We start from the raw sequence: 17,569 nt of genomic DNA, 5'->3' as shown, positions 1-17,569 counted from the left end.
CCCTTGCTATAGAATCCCCTATCGAATAATTAAAGCCTCCAAGTACACATTCGCAAAATGTGGATTGGAGGCTTCTTTAGTGAGTCTCTTGGAGATCATATCCCTCTTATTTAACAAAATCAAAATCCGCTGCTCTTGCATTGGATTCCACCTGCTCCGGACTTTTGCAGCCCGGAATTACACTGGTCACCGCCGGGTGCTTCAAGCACCAGGCCAAGGCCCACTCTGCCATATTCACGCCTTCCGGCAGCTCATTTTGTTGTATCTCCTGCACCTTTTGCAGCTTGATCAAGGTCTGCTCCTTGTTATGTCGGGATCGCACGTCGTTATCGGCAAATTCCGCACCAGGCTTGTACTTGCCGCTCAAGTAACCGCTTGCCAATGGCACACGAGCAAGCACACCCAGATCCTGACGTTCACAGGATGGAAACACGCGATTTTCAGGTGTTTGATCCAATCGATTGTATACGACCTGAATCGCTTTGGCATTCACTTTCGACGCCGCATCTGTCTGATGTAAATTATCGTTGCTGCCGATTGAAATACCGAGATTTCTCACTTTTCCCGCCTGCACCTGCTTGTCCAGCATCGTCCACAAGGCATCGTTATCAAACACTTCATCAGACCCTGAATGGAACTGATACAAATCGACATAGTCGGTTTTCAAAGCTTTCAATGAATTTTCCAATTGAATAAGCACTTGTTCAGGCGACCAGTAATTGATCGTTGTGCTCTCTCTATCTGCATGGTTATGGCCGAATTTGGTTGCGATTACCCAATCTGACCTGCTTTTTCTGCGTGCGATATAGTCTCCAATAAAGCTCTCCGAAAGGTGATGACCATAACATTCTGCCGTATCGATCAGATTGATCCCGAGCTCTGCGGCTTTATCGAGAATTGCATCGACTTCATCTTGTGTAAAATCCTTTCCCCAGGCTCCACCAAACTGCCATGTGCCTACGCCTACCACGGAAACCTGTAGCTCCGTTTGTCCAAGTCTGCGGTATTTCATGTAACATCAGCTCCTTCGAATTCAATGCTAAGTAACAATACCCATTATAGGGAAGTTTCCAAACCTCAACAAGAATGGAAAAAAAGGTGCGCTAGTGAATCTAAAGTAACTGATAGGGCTAACAGCTAGCATTTTCGTCTACAATCAAGCAGCCACGACTGCGTCATCAATGAAAAAACACCCCTTCGAGCTGCAAGAACAGTTAATGTCCTTGCGGCCAGAAGGGGCGTTACAATCCACTATAATTATTTAGCTGGAATCTCAACTTGACCGGAGCCATACGTATTAAACCAGCCTTTAATCGTGTCAAAATCACTGCTGAATGACAGGCTGAGCATTAACAAAATTCTTGCATGGGCCGCATTCAAGCTGTCACCCGCAATAATGCCATCGCCTGTTGTGTAGTTGCTGCCCGAACCTGTGCGAGTGGTGGCCACGAAGATCACGCCTTGCTCCTTGAAAGCCTTCGTCCGGGCATCACCCATTGCCTTGGACACTCCGCCTGCACCTGTCCCTGAGGTAACAATCCCTTTGGCACCGTCCATCACGAAGCCTGTAATAGCGCCTGCGCCTGCATCCTGATAAGCATAAGCAATTTCTACCTTCGCCAAGCTGGTATCAGCAATTTTTTTCAGATCAAAAGGTGTTGCCCATTTGTCCGCACTCATGAGCGATCTCGCATTGGCGCGATACACACGAATGTTTTTCTCATCGATATATCCAAGCATGCCAAGCTTCGGAGTTTCAAAAGTATCAGTCCGATACGCATTGGTTTTGGTTACGTCTCTTGCTGCATGGAACTCGTCATTCAGCATCAATACGGTACCATAGTATTTGGTTTTACCGCTTGCAGCAAGTTTAATGGCATTATACAAATTCGCTTGAGCATCACTACCGATTACTGTCCAAGGACGCATCGAGCCTGTGATAATAACCGGCTTAGGGCTGCGTACCGTCAAATCAAGGAAATAAGCGATCTCTTCCATCGTATCTGTACCCGTTGTGACAACTACACCATCCTGGGTTTCGAGTACTTCATCTACTTTTAAAGAGAGATTGTATAATTGCTGCATCGTATAAGAACCGGAGCCTGCATTACCAAATTGAAAGGTGGATACATCCGCGATTTGATCTTTGTTCGGTAACGCCTTAACCATATCCTCCATCAATAATGTTCCTGCCTTGTAGTTCTGGAAGCTGGTTTCGTCAACAGATTTGCCTGCAATCGTGCCTCCTGTAGCAATAACCTGAACCTTAGGCAACGCGGGCACGGATGGGACAGGCAAGGTTTGCTCTGCTACTGCTTCAGCAGCATAAGCGCTGGAAATCGGCAGTACCGAAACTGATGGAAATAACAAAGTTAACGCAAGTCCTGCTACAAAAGTCGTTTTAATCCATGAAGCTGGTGTAAGTATCATAATGCAAACCTCCTAGTTGTATGTATTTTCATTTTTATGTTATTAAACATAACATAAAAGATGATCACTAAGAGGATTATAGATGTATGTTAGGTTTTATTACAAACATATAAACAGACCAATAAAACGCTTTATTGGTCTGTTTCATAGTTAAAAACTTAGTTTTTCGCTGGATATCTCCACTTTTCAAATTCCTATCGGTTTCAAAGTTTCCATTATTGCGTTATGAATCCTTCCATTAGATCCAACCACATGTTTAACTGTTAATGAATATGAATTTCCCAGCGTATCACTGACCTTACCGCCTGCTTCTTCAATAATGAGCACGCCTGCTGCGATATCCCAGGCATTAAGGCCATATTCCCAGAATGCTCCCAATCTTCCCGAGGCCACATAGGCCAAATGCAGTGCAGCAGAACCAAGTGAACGGATCGAACGACATTGAGGTGCAATTCCTTCCAGACTGTCCAGAACGGCTTGACGCATCTTCGTGTTAGACGGAAATCCTGTAGATACGACGCTTTGTCCTAATGACTCCGAGGCTGACACCTGAATAGGCTCTCCATTCAGAAAAGCACCTTTACCTTTTTCGGCCCAGAAAATATCGTCACGGCATGGATCATAGATGACCCCAGCAATCAGCTCCCCATAAGACGCCAGCGCAATAGAGACCGTAAAGCCCGGAATCCCCTGGACATAATTGTTGGTACCGTCAATCGGATCAACAATCCATACAAATGGCTCTGATTTGGCCAACTCCAGCCTCTCCTGAAGCTGCCCGGTATGCGCAAATGACTCCTCTTCACCCAAAAAAGCATGGTCAGGATAAGCTTCAGCTAGACGCTGCCGAATAAGCTGCTCCGAGGCCTTGTCGATTTCGGTAACGACATCGAAGCTCGAGCTTTTTGTCTCCGTAATAAATCCGGAACCCATATGCGACTTAATCATCGCACCCGCTTCTCTCGCTATTGCTTTCGCAGTTTCTATAACAGTCATGCCAATTCTCTCCTCTTTTCCGAAAATTCGGCAATGATAGCCGCGATCGCATGACTCTCGTGGTGTACGGTTACTGCATCGGCAACCTGAGTCAGCTGCGAATTGGCATTTTCAACCGCATATCCGCGATCTGCTTCGATGATCATGGTCAAATCATTTAAATTATCGCCTACAGCTACAGTATACAATTCATCTACCTGCAGGATACGGATCAGTTCCTTTAAGGCAGTTCCTTTCGTAGCATGCTGCGGTAAAATTTCCAAATAGTTGGACTCCGAATATACCATTTCACAAGGAACGCCATCGTCCAGAACCGCTTGCTCCAGCCTTTTGGCTTTGTCTAAATTCGAATTAATAATCATTACCTTAGTCACAGGCTCTGATAAGATTCTGTCTTCAAAGGGCAGACATTGAACGCCATCCTTGCGTTCGTGCTTTTCCAGCAGTGCATTTCGCAGCGGTGCATATACCTGACCATTCTGATAGGCAAGCAGGGTGATTTCATCCGATAAGCTCTCCATCAAGATGCTCCATAGTACGGGTGGGATCGTCAGCTGCTTCTCATACAGCACGGTATCGGTGACCGGACAATAAATTTTGGCCCCATTGTACAGAATTACCGGCAGGTCAATCCCGAGCTTATGAATAATGGGCAGAACTGCTGCTTCCATTCTTCCTGTCGCTAGGGTAAATAAGCCACCTTGCTCCTTGAATCGTCGAATTGCCGTTTCATTCTCTATACTAATTTGTTGTTGTCTATCCAGTAAGGTTCCATCCAGATCGGTAACCAGCAGTATTTTGTTCAAGTTCTCCAACCACCCAGCCTACTTAAATTATGTGGATAATGAATTCTCTTTTGATGCGTAATTCCTTATAGACAAATGATGCGATTCCAACGAAAGTACCACGTCCATGGCGGCAATTCGTTCCAATGCAGCGGCCAGCTTCTCCTGCTTTTGGATTTTCAGACTGAAATGCATATGCATGGAAAGGGCCGATGCATCGTCACCTGCTTCTTCTTCATGGGGAATCATTTTTAAGTTAACAATTTGCAAATCATACTCCCCGAATATCGTCGCGATCCTGCCCAACGAGCCGGGATTATCAATAATCTGAATGTCCACTTCCTGGTATCTGCGGGTTCCCATTAAGCTCTTCTCCCATTTATTGAGCAGATACAAGCTGATCAGTACGAGAAAGGTGCAGAGCATGGCTCCCATATAGAAGCCTGCTCCGACACTTAATCCGATAGCCGCCACCACCCATACCGAAGCAGCGGTCGTTAATCCCTTGATCATATTGCCATTACGCAAAATCGCTCCTGCACCCAAAAATCCGATGCCGCTGATCACTTGCGCCGCGAGACGTGCAGGGTCCATCCTTACACTGCCTTCATTAACGAATTGCGAGAACCCGTAGCTGGACAGCAGCATGATCGTAGCCGAGCCGAGACAGACGAGAATATGGGTACGAAAGCCAGCCGCATGATTACTCCATTCCCTTTCAATCCCAATCAAGCCGCCAAGCACTACCGCTAATATCATACGAAGCGCCAGCTCCAGATGTGTGATTTCCCAAACACTTGCCGTTGCGAATGACAACCCGGCCCACCCCCAATCTGCTGGATCCATCATGCGTATATTTGCTTAGGGGCAATTGTAGAGGTGTCGATCGGCTCCCGGTTCACCAGAATACCAGTCTGCTTATCATATACATTGACTTTATCCAACGGGAATGTGACCCATACCATCTTGCCAATCTCATAGTCCAGTTCCCCGATTACCTTAACAAGAATCAGGTTTTCACCATTGCTCGTCGTTTGAATTAATGTTTCCGAGCCCGCAGGCATGACTGAATAAATTCTCAGTGGAATGCCGTTCTCCACCTTTTCTGCGGAAATACGAATGTCCTCGGGATAGATGGACAGAACAACCTTACCGGAAGGAGGCTGCGTGCAAGGAATCGCCAGCTTACCCAGCTCTGATTCCGTCATCAGCATCCCATTGTGATACGTACAGTCAGCATCCACGAAATTGATCTTTGGATTTCCAATAAAATCGGCAACTCTCAGGTCAACGGGATGACGGTATATATTTCTTGGCGTATCGACCTGAACGAGATTTCCTTCGAAAAAGATCGCGATTTTGGTTGACAGCGTCAACGCTTCGACCTGATCATGCGTGACATAAATAATCGTTGTTTTCAACTCACGGTGCAGCCGTTTCAGCTCCGCTCTCATTTCCAGACGCAGCTTGGCATCCAGATTGGATAGAGGCTCATCCAGCAGCAAAATCTTCGGCTCGGTTACAATTGCGCGTGCTATCGCTACCCGCTGCTGCTGGCCGCCGGATAATTCAGAAGGATAGCGATCCTTATATTTGGATATCCGCATTTTTTCCAGTGCGCTTTCCACCTTGGAGCGAATTTCCGATTTGGGCATTTTGTTAATCGCAAGTCCAAAAGCGACATTGTCAAACACGGTCATGTGCGGCCATAACGCATAGCTCTGAAATACGAGATTCAAGCCGCGTTTGGATGGTGGTGTATAGTGGTTTTTGGCACCGTTGATCATTTCCTTGCCGTTGATCGTCATGATGCCTTCCTCCGGATTTTCCAGACCGGTAATCACCCGCAGTGTTGTCGTTTTGCCGCAGCCGGAGGGACCCAGAAGCGTCATGAAGTCTCCTTCCTCAATCGTCAAATCGACATCCTTCAAAATATGGTTTTTATCAAAATATTTATTAATCTTCGACAGTCTGATTCCACTCATATGTTTAGCCTCCTATGCCTTTTGAAAGATCTGCTTTGCCCCACTTCGTTGCCACAAAATGTGTAATCATGATTAATGCGATAATAATAATGACGATAGCGTCCGCATATTGCTGATAGCCCTTCTCTGCATAGCGGAACGTAAGTGTCGTTAAGGTGCTGGTCTTCGGCGTAACGAGCAGGATGATCAGATCCAGCTCCTTCATCGCACTTATAAACAGGAGCAGGAATGCACTGATCAAGCCCTTGCGGCTGAGCGGCAGCATAATTCTGAAAAACCGCAGCATGAACGATGCGCCGTGCAGCTTGGCAGCTTCCTCAAGCTCTCCGCTAATCTGCAGCATGGTGCTGGTTCCTGATCGCGTGGCAAACGGCAGCTCCTTAACAATCGTGATCAGAATGACGATCGACAGGGTTCCATATAATGCCGGCAGCAGAAAGTGAGGCTGAGCAAACATGGACAGGTAGATCGCTGCGAAGGAAATACCCGGAATCAGGTAAGGCATGAACGATAATTGTTCAACCAGCCTGGAGGAGAGCGCTTTTCTCCCCTTCGAAATCACATAGCCGAATATAAGTCCCATCACCGCTGCAACCGACGCAGCAGCCAGTGCGATAAGCAGTGAATTTTTCAAGCCTAACAGAATCGAATCGCTTTTCAGGATGCCCACTTCACCGGAGGCAATCGCGAAATCGGAATCACCGAACCAGTAGTGCGTGGTCAAATTGCTCAGGCTGTAGTTGCCGTCCTGCAGCATAAACGTTTGCCAGAACAGCAGCAATAGCGGGAAAATACCGGCAAGGAACATGAACAGGAAGACCAGCATGACCGAAGGAATTTTCCATATGCCGAGCGGATTCAGGTTTTTCCGTGAATCCTTGCCGCTTATCGTGGCATAGCTTTTTCTTTTGCCAATTGCACGCTGATTAAAGTAAATCGTTAATGCGGAAATGATGATCAGAATCAAGCTTAAAACATAAGCGTCGGATATCATTCGGTTTTTCATACTGCCGTACAGCATCGTGGCAATCGTATAATATTTGACCGGAAGTCCGAGAAATGCGGCGGCGCCAAAGGTTCCCATACTTTTGGAGAACGTCAGAATCAATGCCGATAAAATGGCCGGAAGCACGAGTGGAAATGTGATTTTTCGCAAAATCGTAAACCGGCTCGCTCCGAGAATATCGGCGGTTTCCTCCAAACTGCTGTTGATGGAGCTAAGGGAAACTGCAATCAGCAGGTAAAAGAACGTATAATAATGACCAACCAGCACGATAGAGATGGGTAAAAAACCATAAGAGATCCAATCCGGCGGATTAATACCGAATACATACTGCAGCATGCCCTGAGTGCCGCCAACCCGATCGTTTTTGAAAACAATCAGCCAGGCAAACGACTTGATCCACGAAGGAAGCATGTAAGGAATGATGGCCAGAAACGCAAACGTTTTTTTGAACGGTAGATCTGTCCGGGTGACAAGCCAAGCCAGCCCTCCCCCGATGACCATGGAGAAAAATGAAACGAACACAGCAATATTAAACGAATTTAACAGCGGCTTATAAAAAATCGATTGACTGATATCGCTGTATAGCACGTGAAGCCAATGATTAAGCGTAAGATTGCCGGGTACGGCTTGCGGATTGGCCCGGATGTCCTCAGGATGCCAGGTCATGGTATGGGACACGATCTCCCACATCGGAATAACAATCGTATAGCCGAGAAATACAATTGCAAAAATGCTAATCAAATGCAGTGGATTTGTGACAATACTTTTGAGAATGTTAACAGCTCGAGTCATCGTGAACCTGGAGGCAGGTCTCGAATATTCTAGTTTACTCACTGGCTATGCACCCCTTCTCAGCCATGGGCTGATCCTATGTCGTCTCATGATGTGGCCTCTTTCAATCTGCGGACAGATGCCAGCACATGCTCACCGAGAGATTGATCCTGATCAAATTTGTTCATGGTCAGCTCCAGATTGTACAAGCCTGAGTATCTGACCCGCTGAAGGGCATTCACATACAGCTCCAGAGGCAAGCTCCTGCGGTCTGTCAAAGGATTGTGGGTTCCCGTTGCTCCAAGTCCGTGAATATGCGTGTGGATAACCTTTTCCAGAAAAGCATCCGGCGGAAGCTGCTCCAGATAGGTTTCCGGAGGAAGCTTCAGACCGTGCGTATCCATCAAATTGGAATAAAAATGCCCCATATCCCACGTGATGCCTACATGTGGACTATTCACCTCTTCAACAATCCGCAGCACACCGTCTATCGAATCACCCGGGTCTACCTTGCTCGACTTCTTGCGGTTATTTTCCACAGCAATTCGCAGAGGAAGCTGCTCGGCATCGATTATCGCCACCCATTCATGCAGCAGCTTGACGGTTTGCTGATGCAGTTCCTCTTCGACACCAGTCTTGGCGTCAAAAGCATGAAGCGCCATGGTCAAGCCTGTTTGGTATTTAGGATAATTGGTTAATACGTAGCTCATCGACGGATAAATCTCAGCAAAACGACTGCCCGCGAAATCTCCTGCCACATGCCCGTGAATCGAGATCTGCAGGCCGGCATTCCAGATTAACTGGATCACTTCACGGTAAGCCGACTCATCGGCACCGCGAGGAAGAATGCGAACCTCAATCGAACCCACACCTGCGGTCTTTAAAGCATCCAGCAGCTTCTCTACGTTGTCATAATGCGCAATCAGGTCATTCGTGCTGTCCTTGCTTGCCTTGCCCAAAAATACGGGGGCCTGAATTGAAAATCCCAGCATATTCCTTCATCCCATCTCTCTTGGTTATTGTTCTTCTTATTGATTCTTGATCCAAAAGTTCACAACATCCTGATATACCTTGTAAAATTTCTCGCTATCGTACTGCCATACGTTCAGCTCATTAATATTTTTGCTATTCTTATGCTGAACATCGGTACGTGTCATCCAGGAACCTACTTCATTAAACGGTACCGTTCCTTCACCCTTGCCGTCGGCCTCACCAGCCATCCAGCGAACCAGCAGCTTCGCAGCATTAGGATGCGGTGCCTTGTTACCTACAAAAAGCAGACCTTCATCCACCACCGACAGCTTCGGCTTCAAATCCCATATAATGTCTGCCTTCAAGCCTTTTTCCGACATTTTCCGAATATCGCCGGATACCCCGATGAATACCGGAGCCGGTTTGTTAGGTGCCGCTTTACCCACTGCATCCTGGCCGTCCCCGCTGCTTTTGACCAAAATCACGTTCTTATAGAACTGCTGCAAAAATTCATAGCCTGCGTTTTTGGTGCCATTCAGCACGATATCCTTGCCGAACTTTTCTTTGTATGCCTTGGCCATATCCTCTGAATTGACTACAAAGGCAACGAACATATCCATCTGGGCAGGAGACTGGAGCGGATCGACCATCAGCACTCTGTTTTTCCATTCCGGTGTAGTCAGGTCCCACCAGTTGTTGACAGGAGGTGTTTTATTTTGCTCGGTGTTGTAGAACAACGTACGGAATTCGAAGTAGGGCACGAAGGCGATCCCTTCGCTTTTATAAGGCTCAAGAATTTTGGCTGCAATGTCACTTGGCAAATACTTGAACAGCATGCCCTTCTTCACCAGCTCCTCTTCAATCGCCCCGCCTACTTCCTTCGTTAAAACGAGATCGGCATTAAAAATTCCGGCTGCCTGCTCACGAATGACCTTATCCATAATGACATTGGATTTTAAATCGAACGTCTCGACATCAATGCCTGGATATTTCTTTTCAAAAGTTTTTTTAACATCGTTGATTCTGCCTGAGGTGGAGTATACCGATACTTTCCCTTCCTTCTTCGCCTTTTCATACAATTCATCGACGGTTTCTGTTTTGTACAAGCCGGCGCTTTCTGCCCATTCCGATTTGGGAGCTGCTGCGGAAGCTGTGGGGGCTGCAGAGGCTGCTGCTCCTCCGGCCGGTTTTTCATTGTTGACTACGGGAGCTGTATTGCTGCAGGCGGCTAGCGCGATGGTGAAAGTCATTAATATGGGAAGAGCATTTCTTGTTATCTTCATGAAATTATCCCTGCTTTCCATTTTTTTCATCCTTAACCCTCACTGCATCTTCAGCCAAAACTCACGAAACTTCACAAAATTTTTATAAAAATAATCGGAGTCATAATTCCATACCTTCAGCTTGTCGATTGACGGTTGATCGGTTCGGCCATTATCCGTCCGGGTTGACCAGGAGCCCATGACATTAAAGGGCTTGAAGCCATCGGATTTGCCATCCGTCTCGCCTGCCATATAACGAATCATTAATTTGGCTGCATTCACGTTCGGCGCTTTATCAGCAACATACAAGTACGAAGGACCAACAACCGAAATTTTCGGTAATACATCATACGTAGCCGCAATACTGAGCTTTTTTTCAATGACATCTCTTAATTTACTGGATGCCCCGATCCCGATTGGCGGCTTTCCTTGCGTTGAAACTCCAACGGCTTCCACTACCTCATCGCTGGATTTCATTAATACAGGATCATTTTTAAGAAAACGTTTAATAAATTCATACGAGGCGTTTTCCGTTCCCTCCAGCACAATATCCTTGCCGAATTTCTCCTTGTAGGCCTGCTTCATCTCATCCGAATGCTGGATCATGGCCAAAAACAAGTCCATCATATCCGCAGAGTCTATCGGATCATTCATCAGCACCTTGCCCTTCCACTCCGGCATCGTCAGGTCCCACCAGTTCGTAACCGGCGATGTTTTATATACATCCGTATTGTAGAAGATCGCCCGTAAGCTGAAGTAAGGCACCAAGCCGCTGCTGTTGCTTTTATAAGGCTCAACCATTTTTTCGGACAGATCCTTGGGAATGTACTTATGCACCAGCTTTTTCGTTGTCAGCTCGGTCGTTACCGCTCCGCTGGCATCCTTGACGAAAATCACATCTGCGTTATAAATACCGGCCGTCTGCTCGCGAATGACTTTTTCCACGATATCATTCGTTGACATATTAAAAGCTTCCACCTTGATGCCTGGATACTTGGCCTCGAATGTCGCCTTTACATCCTTAATCCGGCTGGATTGCGAGTAAACAACGACCTTGCCTTCCTGCTTCGCTTTGCTGTACAGCTCATCGACCGTTTCCGTCTTGTTCAAGCCGTTGGTCTCAGCCCATGTAACTGCCGCGCTGACATCGGTTTTTGCTGAAGATTTATTAGCTGTATCTGCTGCTTTGGTGTCTGTAGACTTGGGGTTACAAGCAGTAAGCGCTATCATTAAGGATAAAGCAATCAAGCATGAGCCATAAGACTTTCGCTTTTTCATCTATACCTTACCTCCGATTGATTAACGAACCGATTTACTGCTGCTTCAACCAAAAATCGCGTAATTTGGGAGAATTCTCATAAAAGAATATAGGATCGTACTTCCACACATTGAGCTTTGCCAACGGCAATTCCTCAACAGGTGTAACATCGGACCTTGTCGGCCACGATCCTGATAGATTAAACGGCTTCAAGCCTGCTGACTTGCCATCCGCTTCCCCAGCCATCCAGCGAATTAACAGCTTGGCTGCATTCGGATGCTTCGATTGATCCCCGACGTACAATAGCGCCTGCTCAACCTGCGATACCTTGGGCTTGACGTCATACGAGACACCGAGCTTGAGTCCCTGGCTTTGTCCTTCCCTAAGCTTGGTGGAAACTGCTAAACCGATAGGCGGCTTGGCCTGACCTGTCTTACCGACCGCTTTTACAATATCTCCACCGGAGTTGGTCAAAATCAGATCATTTTTGGACAATCGTTTAATAAATTCATAGCCGGCATTAGGGGATCCGTTTAATTCAATTTCCTTGCCGAATTTTTCCTTGTAAGCCTGCTTCATATCATCGGCATTTTGAATCATCGCCAGGAACAGGTCCATCGTATCCGCTGATTTCATCGGGTCGCTCAGCATAACTCTGCTTTTCCATTCCGGTGTTGTCAGGTCCCACCAATTCGTTACAGGCGGTGTCTTGTATACATCCGTGTTATAGAAAATCCCTCTGACTTCGACGTAAGGCACCAAGCCTTCGACTTGACTCTTGTAAGGCTCCGGCATCTTGGATACCAGATCGCTCGGCATATACTTATGAACGATCCCTTTCTTCAACAGCTCCAACGTGAACGTACCGCCCGTATCCTTCGTAAAAACTACGTCAGCATTGTAAATGCCTGCGCCGTGCTCCCTGATCAGCTTCTCCAGCATATCGACGGAGCTGACATTGTACGCTTCCACCTTAACGCCGGGATATTTGGCCTCAAACGAATCCTTCGTATCGCTGATCCGGCTTGACATGGAGTAGATGACTACCGAGCCCTCTTCCTTGGCCTTGGCGTACAGCTCATCTGCTGTTTCTGTTTTATTAAGCCCTGCCTTTTCCGCCCATGCGGACGCTGTACCTGCCTGGCCTCCCGCTGCACCTTTGTCAGAGCCGCTGGCTGCCGGATTCGCTGTATTGGAGCCACATGCACTTACCATCAATACCGTACTGCACAGCATCACAGCAACAGCCGATTTGACCGTAAATCTCTTTTTCGAATTCATTGTACTGCCCCCTCTTTTTTCGGTTAAGCGCTTAATCTAAATGTGTTTACAATTCCTTATAACAAGCTCTATCAGGAATTAGTTTCCTCAAGCCACTGTGACCACGATTTATCAAATTGATTACCGATATGCTCTGAACAATACGTATAAAATGACTTTATGAAAGCCAAACGTTCCAATGCCGCACCATACTTATAGGTTTCACTCGGATCCATTCTTTGAAAATCCCTGCCACCGATCAGAACTTGACGTTGTGTTATAGTGTCGAAATCTACCGTATCCGCATTCCTCAGCATATCATACATACAGAAAAAGGAACTGGCTCTCCCAACCCCGCCTCTGCAATGAAAATGCAGCCATACATCCTTGGGCAGTGTCTTCACCCACTCCACATAACGGTCGACTTCCGCATCGGAAGGCCGGTGATGATCCGTAACGAAAAATCGCTTGTAGCCTACCCCCTCTTGCTCTGCCAGCTGTGCTTCACTCATAATCAGCTTGGGCTCGTGCACAGGTCCCCCGATATCCACTGATTTCCCTTTGACCTGATCAAAGGTAATGGAAGGCTGCGCCCTTAAATCGTCCAGCAGCTGCTGCTCCTTGGAGAGCACTTCCTCATTACTCATCCCTTTGTTTGCTCCATTATGCAGGCCAAACCAGTTAACAGCCATTCCATTAACGAATCCATGATTTTCCTGACGCAAGTCAACAAGTATAATTGGAACGTTGCCAATACTCTTTATCATCGTTTGCAGCTGTCGTTGCGAATACTGACCACTTGCTGACGCCTTCAATTCAGCAAAACTTTGCTGTCCGGCGAGTACGCTATCTTGTCCGCTGATTTCCGAGGTACACATCCGAAATCTTTTGGGCAATTCGTCCTTATCATTGTCCCTTTCTACAACCAAATAAACGCCAGTTTCTTCTGCTTGCACATTAGTATGTTCAGGCACGAGCATTCTCCTCTCATGAATGTAATTCTTCTGAATCCATCAGCCAAGCCACAAGTAAGCGTTCTCATTTCGTGAAAATGATTGGGTGCCCTTCGGCACCTTTTTATCTTGAGCGGACAATTTGAGCTTCCGAGCAGGTTTGCCGGATGACCAGATTTGTATCCAATAAAATGGATTCCGCTGTCAATTCGTTGGATTGCAGCATCTCCATAAGCAGCTCTGCCGCTTTCCTTCCCATTTCCTTACGAGGCTGGGCAACCGTGCTGAGCTTAATCCAATGCAGGTTCGCTACCTCCAAATTATCAAAGCCAATGACACTGATCTGTCCAGGAACGGAAATGTTGTGCTCAGCCAGCCACTCCAACGCGCCGATTCCAAGCAAATCGTTAGCTGCGAACACGGCTGTCATGGATGGGTATTTGTCCATTAAGCTGTCCATCGCACGATATCCGCACTGCATGGTCCTACCATCGAAGGTCACACCTCTGGGATCAGCCTCAAGTCCGCGCCTGTTCAAGCTGTCCATGTAACCACGATATCTTTCTTTACCAGTGAAGGAATATTTCGGCATCCCTATAAACCCGATTTGATTATGACCCAGTGAAAACAAGTAGTCCATTGCATTGCAGGCACCTTTGTAATGGTCAACATCGACAAAAGGCACATTCAAGCCCTGCGGAGGTCTTCTGCGAAGAAACACAACTGGTATCTTCAAGCGATGCAGCAGTTCAATAGCCTCTTCATCAAGAAAATCCGGGGTTACAATGATACCATCCATCTTTCGCTCCAATACGCTGATCAGAAATCTTTTCTCCTTCTCAGGACGTCTGGACGTATTCACGTAGACCACTTGATAACCACTATCTGACAATACTTCTTCTACATCATGCGCCATTGCCGAAAAGAAAGGGTCCGTGATGTCGGGGATCATTAATCCGATCGTATTCGATTTTCGCTGGATTAAGCTTCTAGCTACAGCGTTAGGTGTATAGTTGAAGCGCTTCATCGCGTCAAGCACTTCCTGCTTCGTCTCCTGACGTATATCAGGGTGATTATTTAATGCTCTGGATACGGTAGAGACGGAAATCCCCAGCTCTTTTGCTATGTCTTTTATCGTCGGCATCATCATTCACTTCCTTTTCGGTAACGTTTCCGGTAACGTTACCGAAATTGTAAAACAGAACCCCGTATTTGTCAATTAAAACTTGCATTGCATTTTACACATAAGCTGCCTAAGCTTAACGAACGTATAATTTCTCTCAAAATGGATGGGTTCGGGCCGGCAGCGTATTCTCTGTTTCCATAAGCCTCTGCAGCAGCTGCCAAATCAGCTCGGCCTGAATATCCTTATAATCAGGCTGCCCCCATACATTATTTAATTGCAGCGGATCTTTATTCAGATCATACAATACACCCTCCTGCCGGCTGCTCCACAGAGTTAAGCGGTAGTCCTTGCTGCGATATGTTTTTTCAAAAACTTCGGTCGTATTTATGCGTGAAACCTCCATGTTGATTTCCACCAAGGCGAAGGGTGTACGTTCTTTATCCAACTCCCCCCTCAGTAAGGGCAGCAACGATCGGGCCTGCATCGATTGCGGCTTCATGCTGTTTGTTAAGTCACAGATGGTCGGAGCCAGATCGAACAGTTGGACAACATCTTCAATAACGCGAGGTGTCCCTTTCATATCCGGAGTTCGAATTACCATTGGAACTCGTATGCTTTCATCCTCCGATCTCCCCTTGCCCCAACGGCCCCAATCACCGAGAAATTCTCCGTGATCGCTCGATAACATCACCGCTGTATGCTCAGCAAGTCCGGATTCGTCCAAATAATGAAGCAATCTTCCGATACAATCATCAACATGGGATACCAAAGCATAATAAGCGGCTTTTTTGCTGCGTATAACGTCTTCGTTCTCTGGAGTGATCTCACAGTTTCTGGGCAAGGACAGGCTGTAAGGATCATATTTATTAACCCAATCCGAAGGTACGATAAAAGGTGAATGGGGATCAAAAAAGCTCGCCCACAGCATAAAAGGCGTACCGCCATGCTCCTGTAAAAACTCGATTGAGGTGTCACTCACCCATCTGCTGTGTGAGGCTTTGGCCGGAAAGCTACCTTCTGAGGACATATGATCCGTTCCATTTCTTACTCTCGAAGCACCAGGCTCAATTCGAACAGCCTTGGCATATTCAGGATAGCGCCGTTCCACCCATTGGGTATAGGGATCCCGATAGGTCCCTCGCTCGTCAGTCACCTGAAGCGTGCGATAGCCGTAGCTGGGATGCGGGGAAGTATGATCACGATAAGTATGATTCTGCACATGCAGCTTGCCAATATGCGCTGTATGATAGCCACGCTGACTTAATATTTGGGGAAAGGTGACTTCCTGCTCAGATAATCGTACACCGCCTCCCCGAACACCATGCGCATGAGGGAATCTCCCCGTCAACAGCGATGATCGCGCAGGCATACAGGCTGGCGCATTCGTAAAGGCATGAGTGAAACGGGCCCCTTGGCTGCTGAGCCGATCGATATGCGGAGTTTCAATTTCATGATTGCCGGAGCAGGATATCGCATCCCAGCGCAGTTGATCAACTGTTATAAGCAATATATTCATGGTGACTCTGCAACCACCTTTCAAATGAGCGAAGTGCAGCTTTATACACTTATCTCGGAAGCAATAGCTCAGTATTTTACTGGATTGAAATATGTAGAAATATATAATTGGTAACGTTACCGGAAACGTTACCAAAATCGTAAACCAAATTCCCTTTTTTGTCAATTTACTTTTATTCGTTATTTTGCCCACGCCTTTATGATTTGCCAGTAGCTACTCCTCACCTTTTTCATTTTTTTCAACCACTGCTCCCAATAAACGCTTACCGAAACGGTCTATGCCTTCAGGAAGATGCACAGGTACTTCGCTCAGCACACTGCCATCATCCAGCCGCTGCCAGGTTTCAAAGCTGCGCTCTCCTTCGTGAAGCCTGATCACCCGCGCTCCCCGTAAGAAATCCTCGGGAGCTTTGCCGCTGAATCCGCTCAATCGTGAATAACAAAGCCGAATGCCGTGCAGATCCCCATAAAAATCATTGAGGTGGTCATGCCCGACAAAGGTACCCATCACATCGCCCATTTCTACCATGGCCGCAAACAAGCCTGAATTGATTCGGGGACTGTCTATGCCTTTGTTCTGGCTTCCGTAGCAAATCCGAAAATCCCATATTTCGTTGTATTCGGGAAGTGGAATGTGAAAAAAAGCCAACGCAGGCAGCGGACTACCGCCATTCCTCTCGGTCATTGCCGCCGATTGCCGCAGGTACCAATCTATCTGATTTCGGTGGACCCATGTCGTTCCGCCAAAAGGCATCTTCGTCTTGGCACCCGTATCGAGCAAGTACAACAAGGCACAAGTTGCCTCAGACCGACTTCCACGGATAGGCAGCACATAATTGGATAAGCCCTGAATATGTGAGGGTCCAGTCTCGAACAAGCTGTTAGGAAGCTGCTGTAAAATATCAACCAACTGAGCAGGCTCCACCTCCGCCTCCAATTCGTGATTGCCAAATACAAATGCCCATGGTATCCCGCTATCAGTTATCGCTGATAACGCCTGTCTGAATGCGATCAAGGGCTGAGGGGTTTCTTTCTTGTGAATGACATCACCGGTTATGACGATAAGGTCCGGCTTTTCTGCTGCAATAACCTCACGTATTAAGGCATCCGAGCGCCAATCGTTAGCACTTCCATCCTTCCAGTGAATATCGGTGAACTGAACGATCGTAAAGCTTCCATCCTGACGAAATTGCAGCTGTGTAGACATGCTTGTTTCCTCCTTAAAGTTTTGAGTAGCAAAACTGACTTCG

Annotated in this window: 15 protein-coding genes; all 15 read right to left on the bottom strand. The window is 47.0% G+C overall.

Annotated features, from left to right (window positions below):
• Positions 1-106 precede the first annotated feature (106 nt).
• Positions 107-1,012 carry an aldo/keto reductase gene (locus LRL21_RS26885; protein ID WP_240418866.1) on the bottom strand — a complete coding sequence of 302 codons (906 nt, stop codon included), beginning with the start codon at positions 1,010-1,012 and terminating at the stop codon, positions 107-109.
• Between the two features lie 245 nt (positions 1,013-1,257).
• A complete protein-coding gene (locus LRL21_RS26880; protein WP_240418865.1) occupies positions 1,258-2,430 on the bottom strand; it encodes an asparaginase in 1,173 nt (390 codons plus the stop codon).
• 186 nt (positions 2,431-2,616) lie between these two features.
• Entirely contained in the window at positions 2,617-3,426 is an 810-nt protein-coding gene (locus LRL21_RS26875) for an inositol monophosphatase family protein (RefSeq protein ID WP_240418864.1), read from the bottom strand.
• Entirely contained in the window at positions 3,423-4,232 is an 810-nt protein-coding gene (locus LRL21_RS26870) for an HAD family hydrolase (RefSeq protein ID WP_240418863.1), read from the bottom strand. Before LRL21_RS26870 ends, LRL21_RS26875 begins: the two co-directional genes overlap by 4 nt.
• 27 nt (positions 4,233-4,259) lie before the next feature.
• Positions 4,260-5,057, bottom strand: coding sequence for an MgtC/SapB family protein (locus LRL21_RS26865; RefSeq protein WP_420832493.1), 798 nt, complete (start codon positions 5,055-5,057; stop codon positions 4,260-4,262).
• Positions 5,057-6,196: an ABC transporter ATP-binding protein gene (locus tag LRL21_RS26860; RefSeq protein ID WP_240418861.1), complete on the bottom strand. Its 1,140-nt coding sequence runs from the start codon at positions 6,194-6,196 to the stop codon at positions 5,057-5,059. Before LRL21_RS26860 ends, LRL21_RS26865 begins: the two co-directional genes overlap by 1 nt.
• 4 nt (positions 6,197-6,200) lie before the next feature.
• A complete protein-coding gene (locus LRL21_RS26855; RefSeq protein ID WP_240418860.1) occupies positions 6,201-8,036 on the bottom strand; it encodes an ABC transporter permease in 1,836 nt (611 codons plus the stop codon).
• A gap of 44 nt (positions 8,037-8,080) precedes the next feature.
• Entirely contained in the window at positions 8,081-8,965 is an 885-nt protein-coding gene (locus LRL21_RS26850; RefSeq protein ID WP_240418859.1) for a sugar phosphate isomerase/epimerase family protein, read from the bottom strand.
• 36 nt (positions 8,966-9,001) lie between these two features.
• The gene (locus LRL21_RS26845) at positions 9,002-10,228 is read right to left on the bottom strand and encodes an ABC transporter substrate-binding protein (RefSeq protein WP_240418858.1); all 1,227 of its coding nucleotides are present in this window, start codon (positions 10,226-10,228) and stop codon (positions 9,002-9,004) included.
• A 39-nt stretch (positions 10,229-10,267) separates the two neighbouring features.
• Positions 10,268-11,485 (bottom strand): ABC transporter substrate-binding protein, encoded by a 1,218-nt coding sequence (locus LRL21_RS26840; protein ID WP_240418857.1) that lies wholly within the window; start codon positions 11,483-11,485, stop codon positions 10,268-10,270.
• Positions 11,486-11,519: 34 nt separating this feature from the next.
• A complete protein-coding gene (locus tag LRL21_RS26835; protein ID WP_240418856.1) occupies positions 11,520-12,746 on the bottom strand; it encodes an ABC transporter substrate-binding protein in 1,227 nt (408 codons plus the stop codon).
• Positions 12,747-12,817: 71 nt separating this feature from the next.
• A complete protein-coding gene (locus LRL21_RS26830) occupies positions 12,818-13,699 on the bottom strand; it encodes a protein-tyrosine phosphatase family protein (RefSeq protein WP_240418855.1) in 882 nt (293 codons plus the stop codon).
• 103 nt (positions 13,700-13,802) lie between these two features.
• Positions 13,803-14,828 (bottom strand): LacI family DNA-binding transcriptional regulator, encoded by a 1,026-nt coding sequence (locus LRL21_RS26825; RefSeq protein WP_240418854.1) that lies wholly within the window; start codon positions 14,826-14,828, stop codon positions 13,803-13,805.
• Positions 14,829-14,958: 130 nt separating this feature from the next.
• Positions 14,959-16,320: a sulfatase family protein gene (locus LRL21_RS26820; RefSeq protein WP_240418853.1), complete on the bottom strand. Its 1,362-nt coding sequence runs from the start codon at positions 16,318-16,320 to the stop codon at positions 14,959-14,961.
• 213 nt (positions 16,321-16,533) lie between these two features.
• A complete protein-coding gene (locus LRL21_RS26815; RefSeq protein ID WP_240418852.1) occupies positions 16,534-17,526 on the bottom strand; it encodes a metallophosphoesterase family protein in 993 nt (330 codons plus the stop codon).
• Positions 17,527-17,569 lie beyond the last annotated feature (43 nt).

Origin of the sequence: Paenibacillus periandrae (genome assembly GCF_022458865.1) — a bacterium.
In the GTDB taxonomy this organism is placed as follows: Bacteria; Bacillota; Bacilli; order Paenibacillales; family NBRC-103111; genus Paenibacillus_S; species Paenibacillus_S periandrae.
This window is presented reverse-complemented; position numbering and strand designations above follow the sequence as displayed.

Excerpts from the sequence above, each read along its gene's own strand:
- LRL21_RS26885 (WP_240418866.1), bottom strand. The coding sequence starts at position 1,012 with ATGAAATACCGCAGACTTGGACAAACGGAGCTACAGGTTTCCGTGGTA.
- LRL21_RS26880 (WP_240418865.1), bottom strand. The coding sequence starts at position 2,430 with ATGATACTTACACCAGCTTCATGGATTAAAACGACTTTTGTAGCAGGA.
- LRL21_RS26875 (WP_240418864.1), bottom strand. The coding sequence starts at position 3,426 with ATGACTGTTATAGAAACTGCGAAAGCAATAGCGAGAGAAGCGGGTGCG.
- LRL21_RS26865 (WP_420832493.1), bottom strand. The coding sequence starts at position 5,057 with ATGGATCCAGCAGATTGGGGGTGGGCCGGGTTGTCATTCGCAACGGCA.
- LRL21_RS26860 (WP_240418861.1), bottom strand. The coding sequence starts at position 6,196 with ATGAGTGGAATCAGACTGTCGAAGATTAATAAATATTTTGATAAAAAC.
- LRL21_RS26850 (WP_240418859.1), bottom strand. The coding sequence starts at position 8,965 with ATGCTGGGATTTTCAATTCAGGCCCCCGTATTTTTGGGCAAGGCAAGC.
- LRL21_RS26845 (WP_240418858.1), bottom strand. The coding sequence starts at position 10,228 with ATGAAGATAACAAGAAATGCTCTTCCCATATTAATGACTTTCACCATC.
- LRL21_RS26840 (WP_240418857.1), bottom strand. The coding sequence starts at position 11,485 with ATGAAAAAGCGAAAGTCTTATGGCTCATGCTTGATTGCTTTATCCTTA.
- LRL21_RS26835 (WP_240418856.1), bottom strand. The coding sequence starts at position 12,746 with ATGAATTCGAAAAAGAGATTTACGGTCAAATCGGCTGTTGCTGTGATG.
- LRL21_RS26825 (WP_240418854.1), bottom strand. The coding sequence starts at position 14,828 with ATGATGATGCCGACGATAAAAGACATAGCAAAAGAGCTGGGGATTTCC.
- LRL21_RS26820 (WP_240418853.1), bottom strand. The coding sequence starts at position 16,320 with ATGAATATATTGCTTATAACAGTTGATCAACTGCGCTGGGATGCGATA.
- LRL21_RS26815 (WP_240418852.1), bottom strand. The coding sequence starts at position 17,526 with ATGTCTACACAGCTGCAATTTCGTCAGGATGGAAGCTTTACGATCGTT.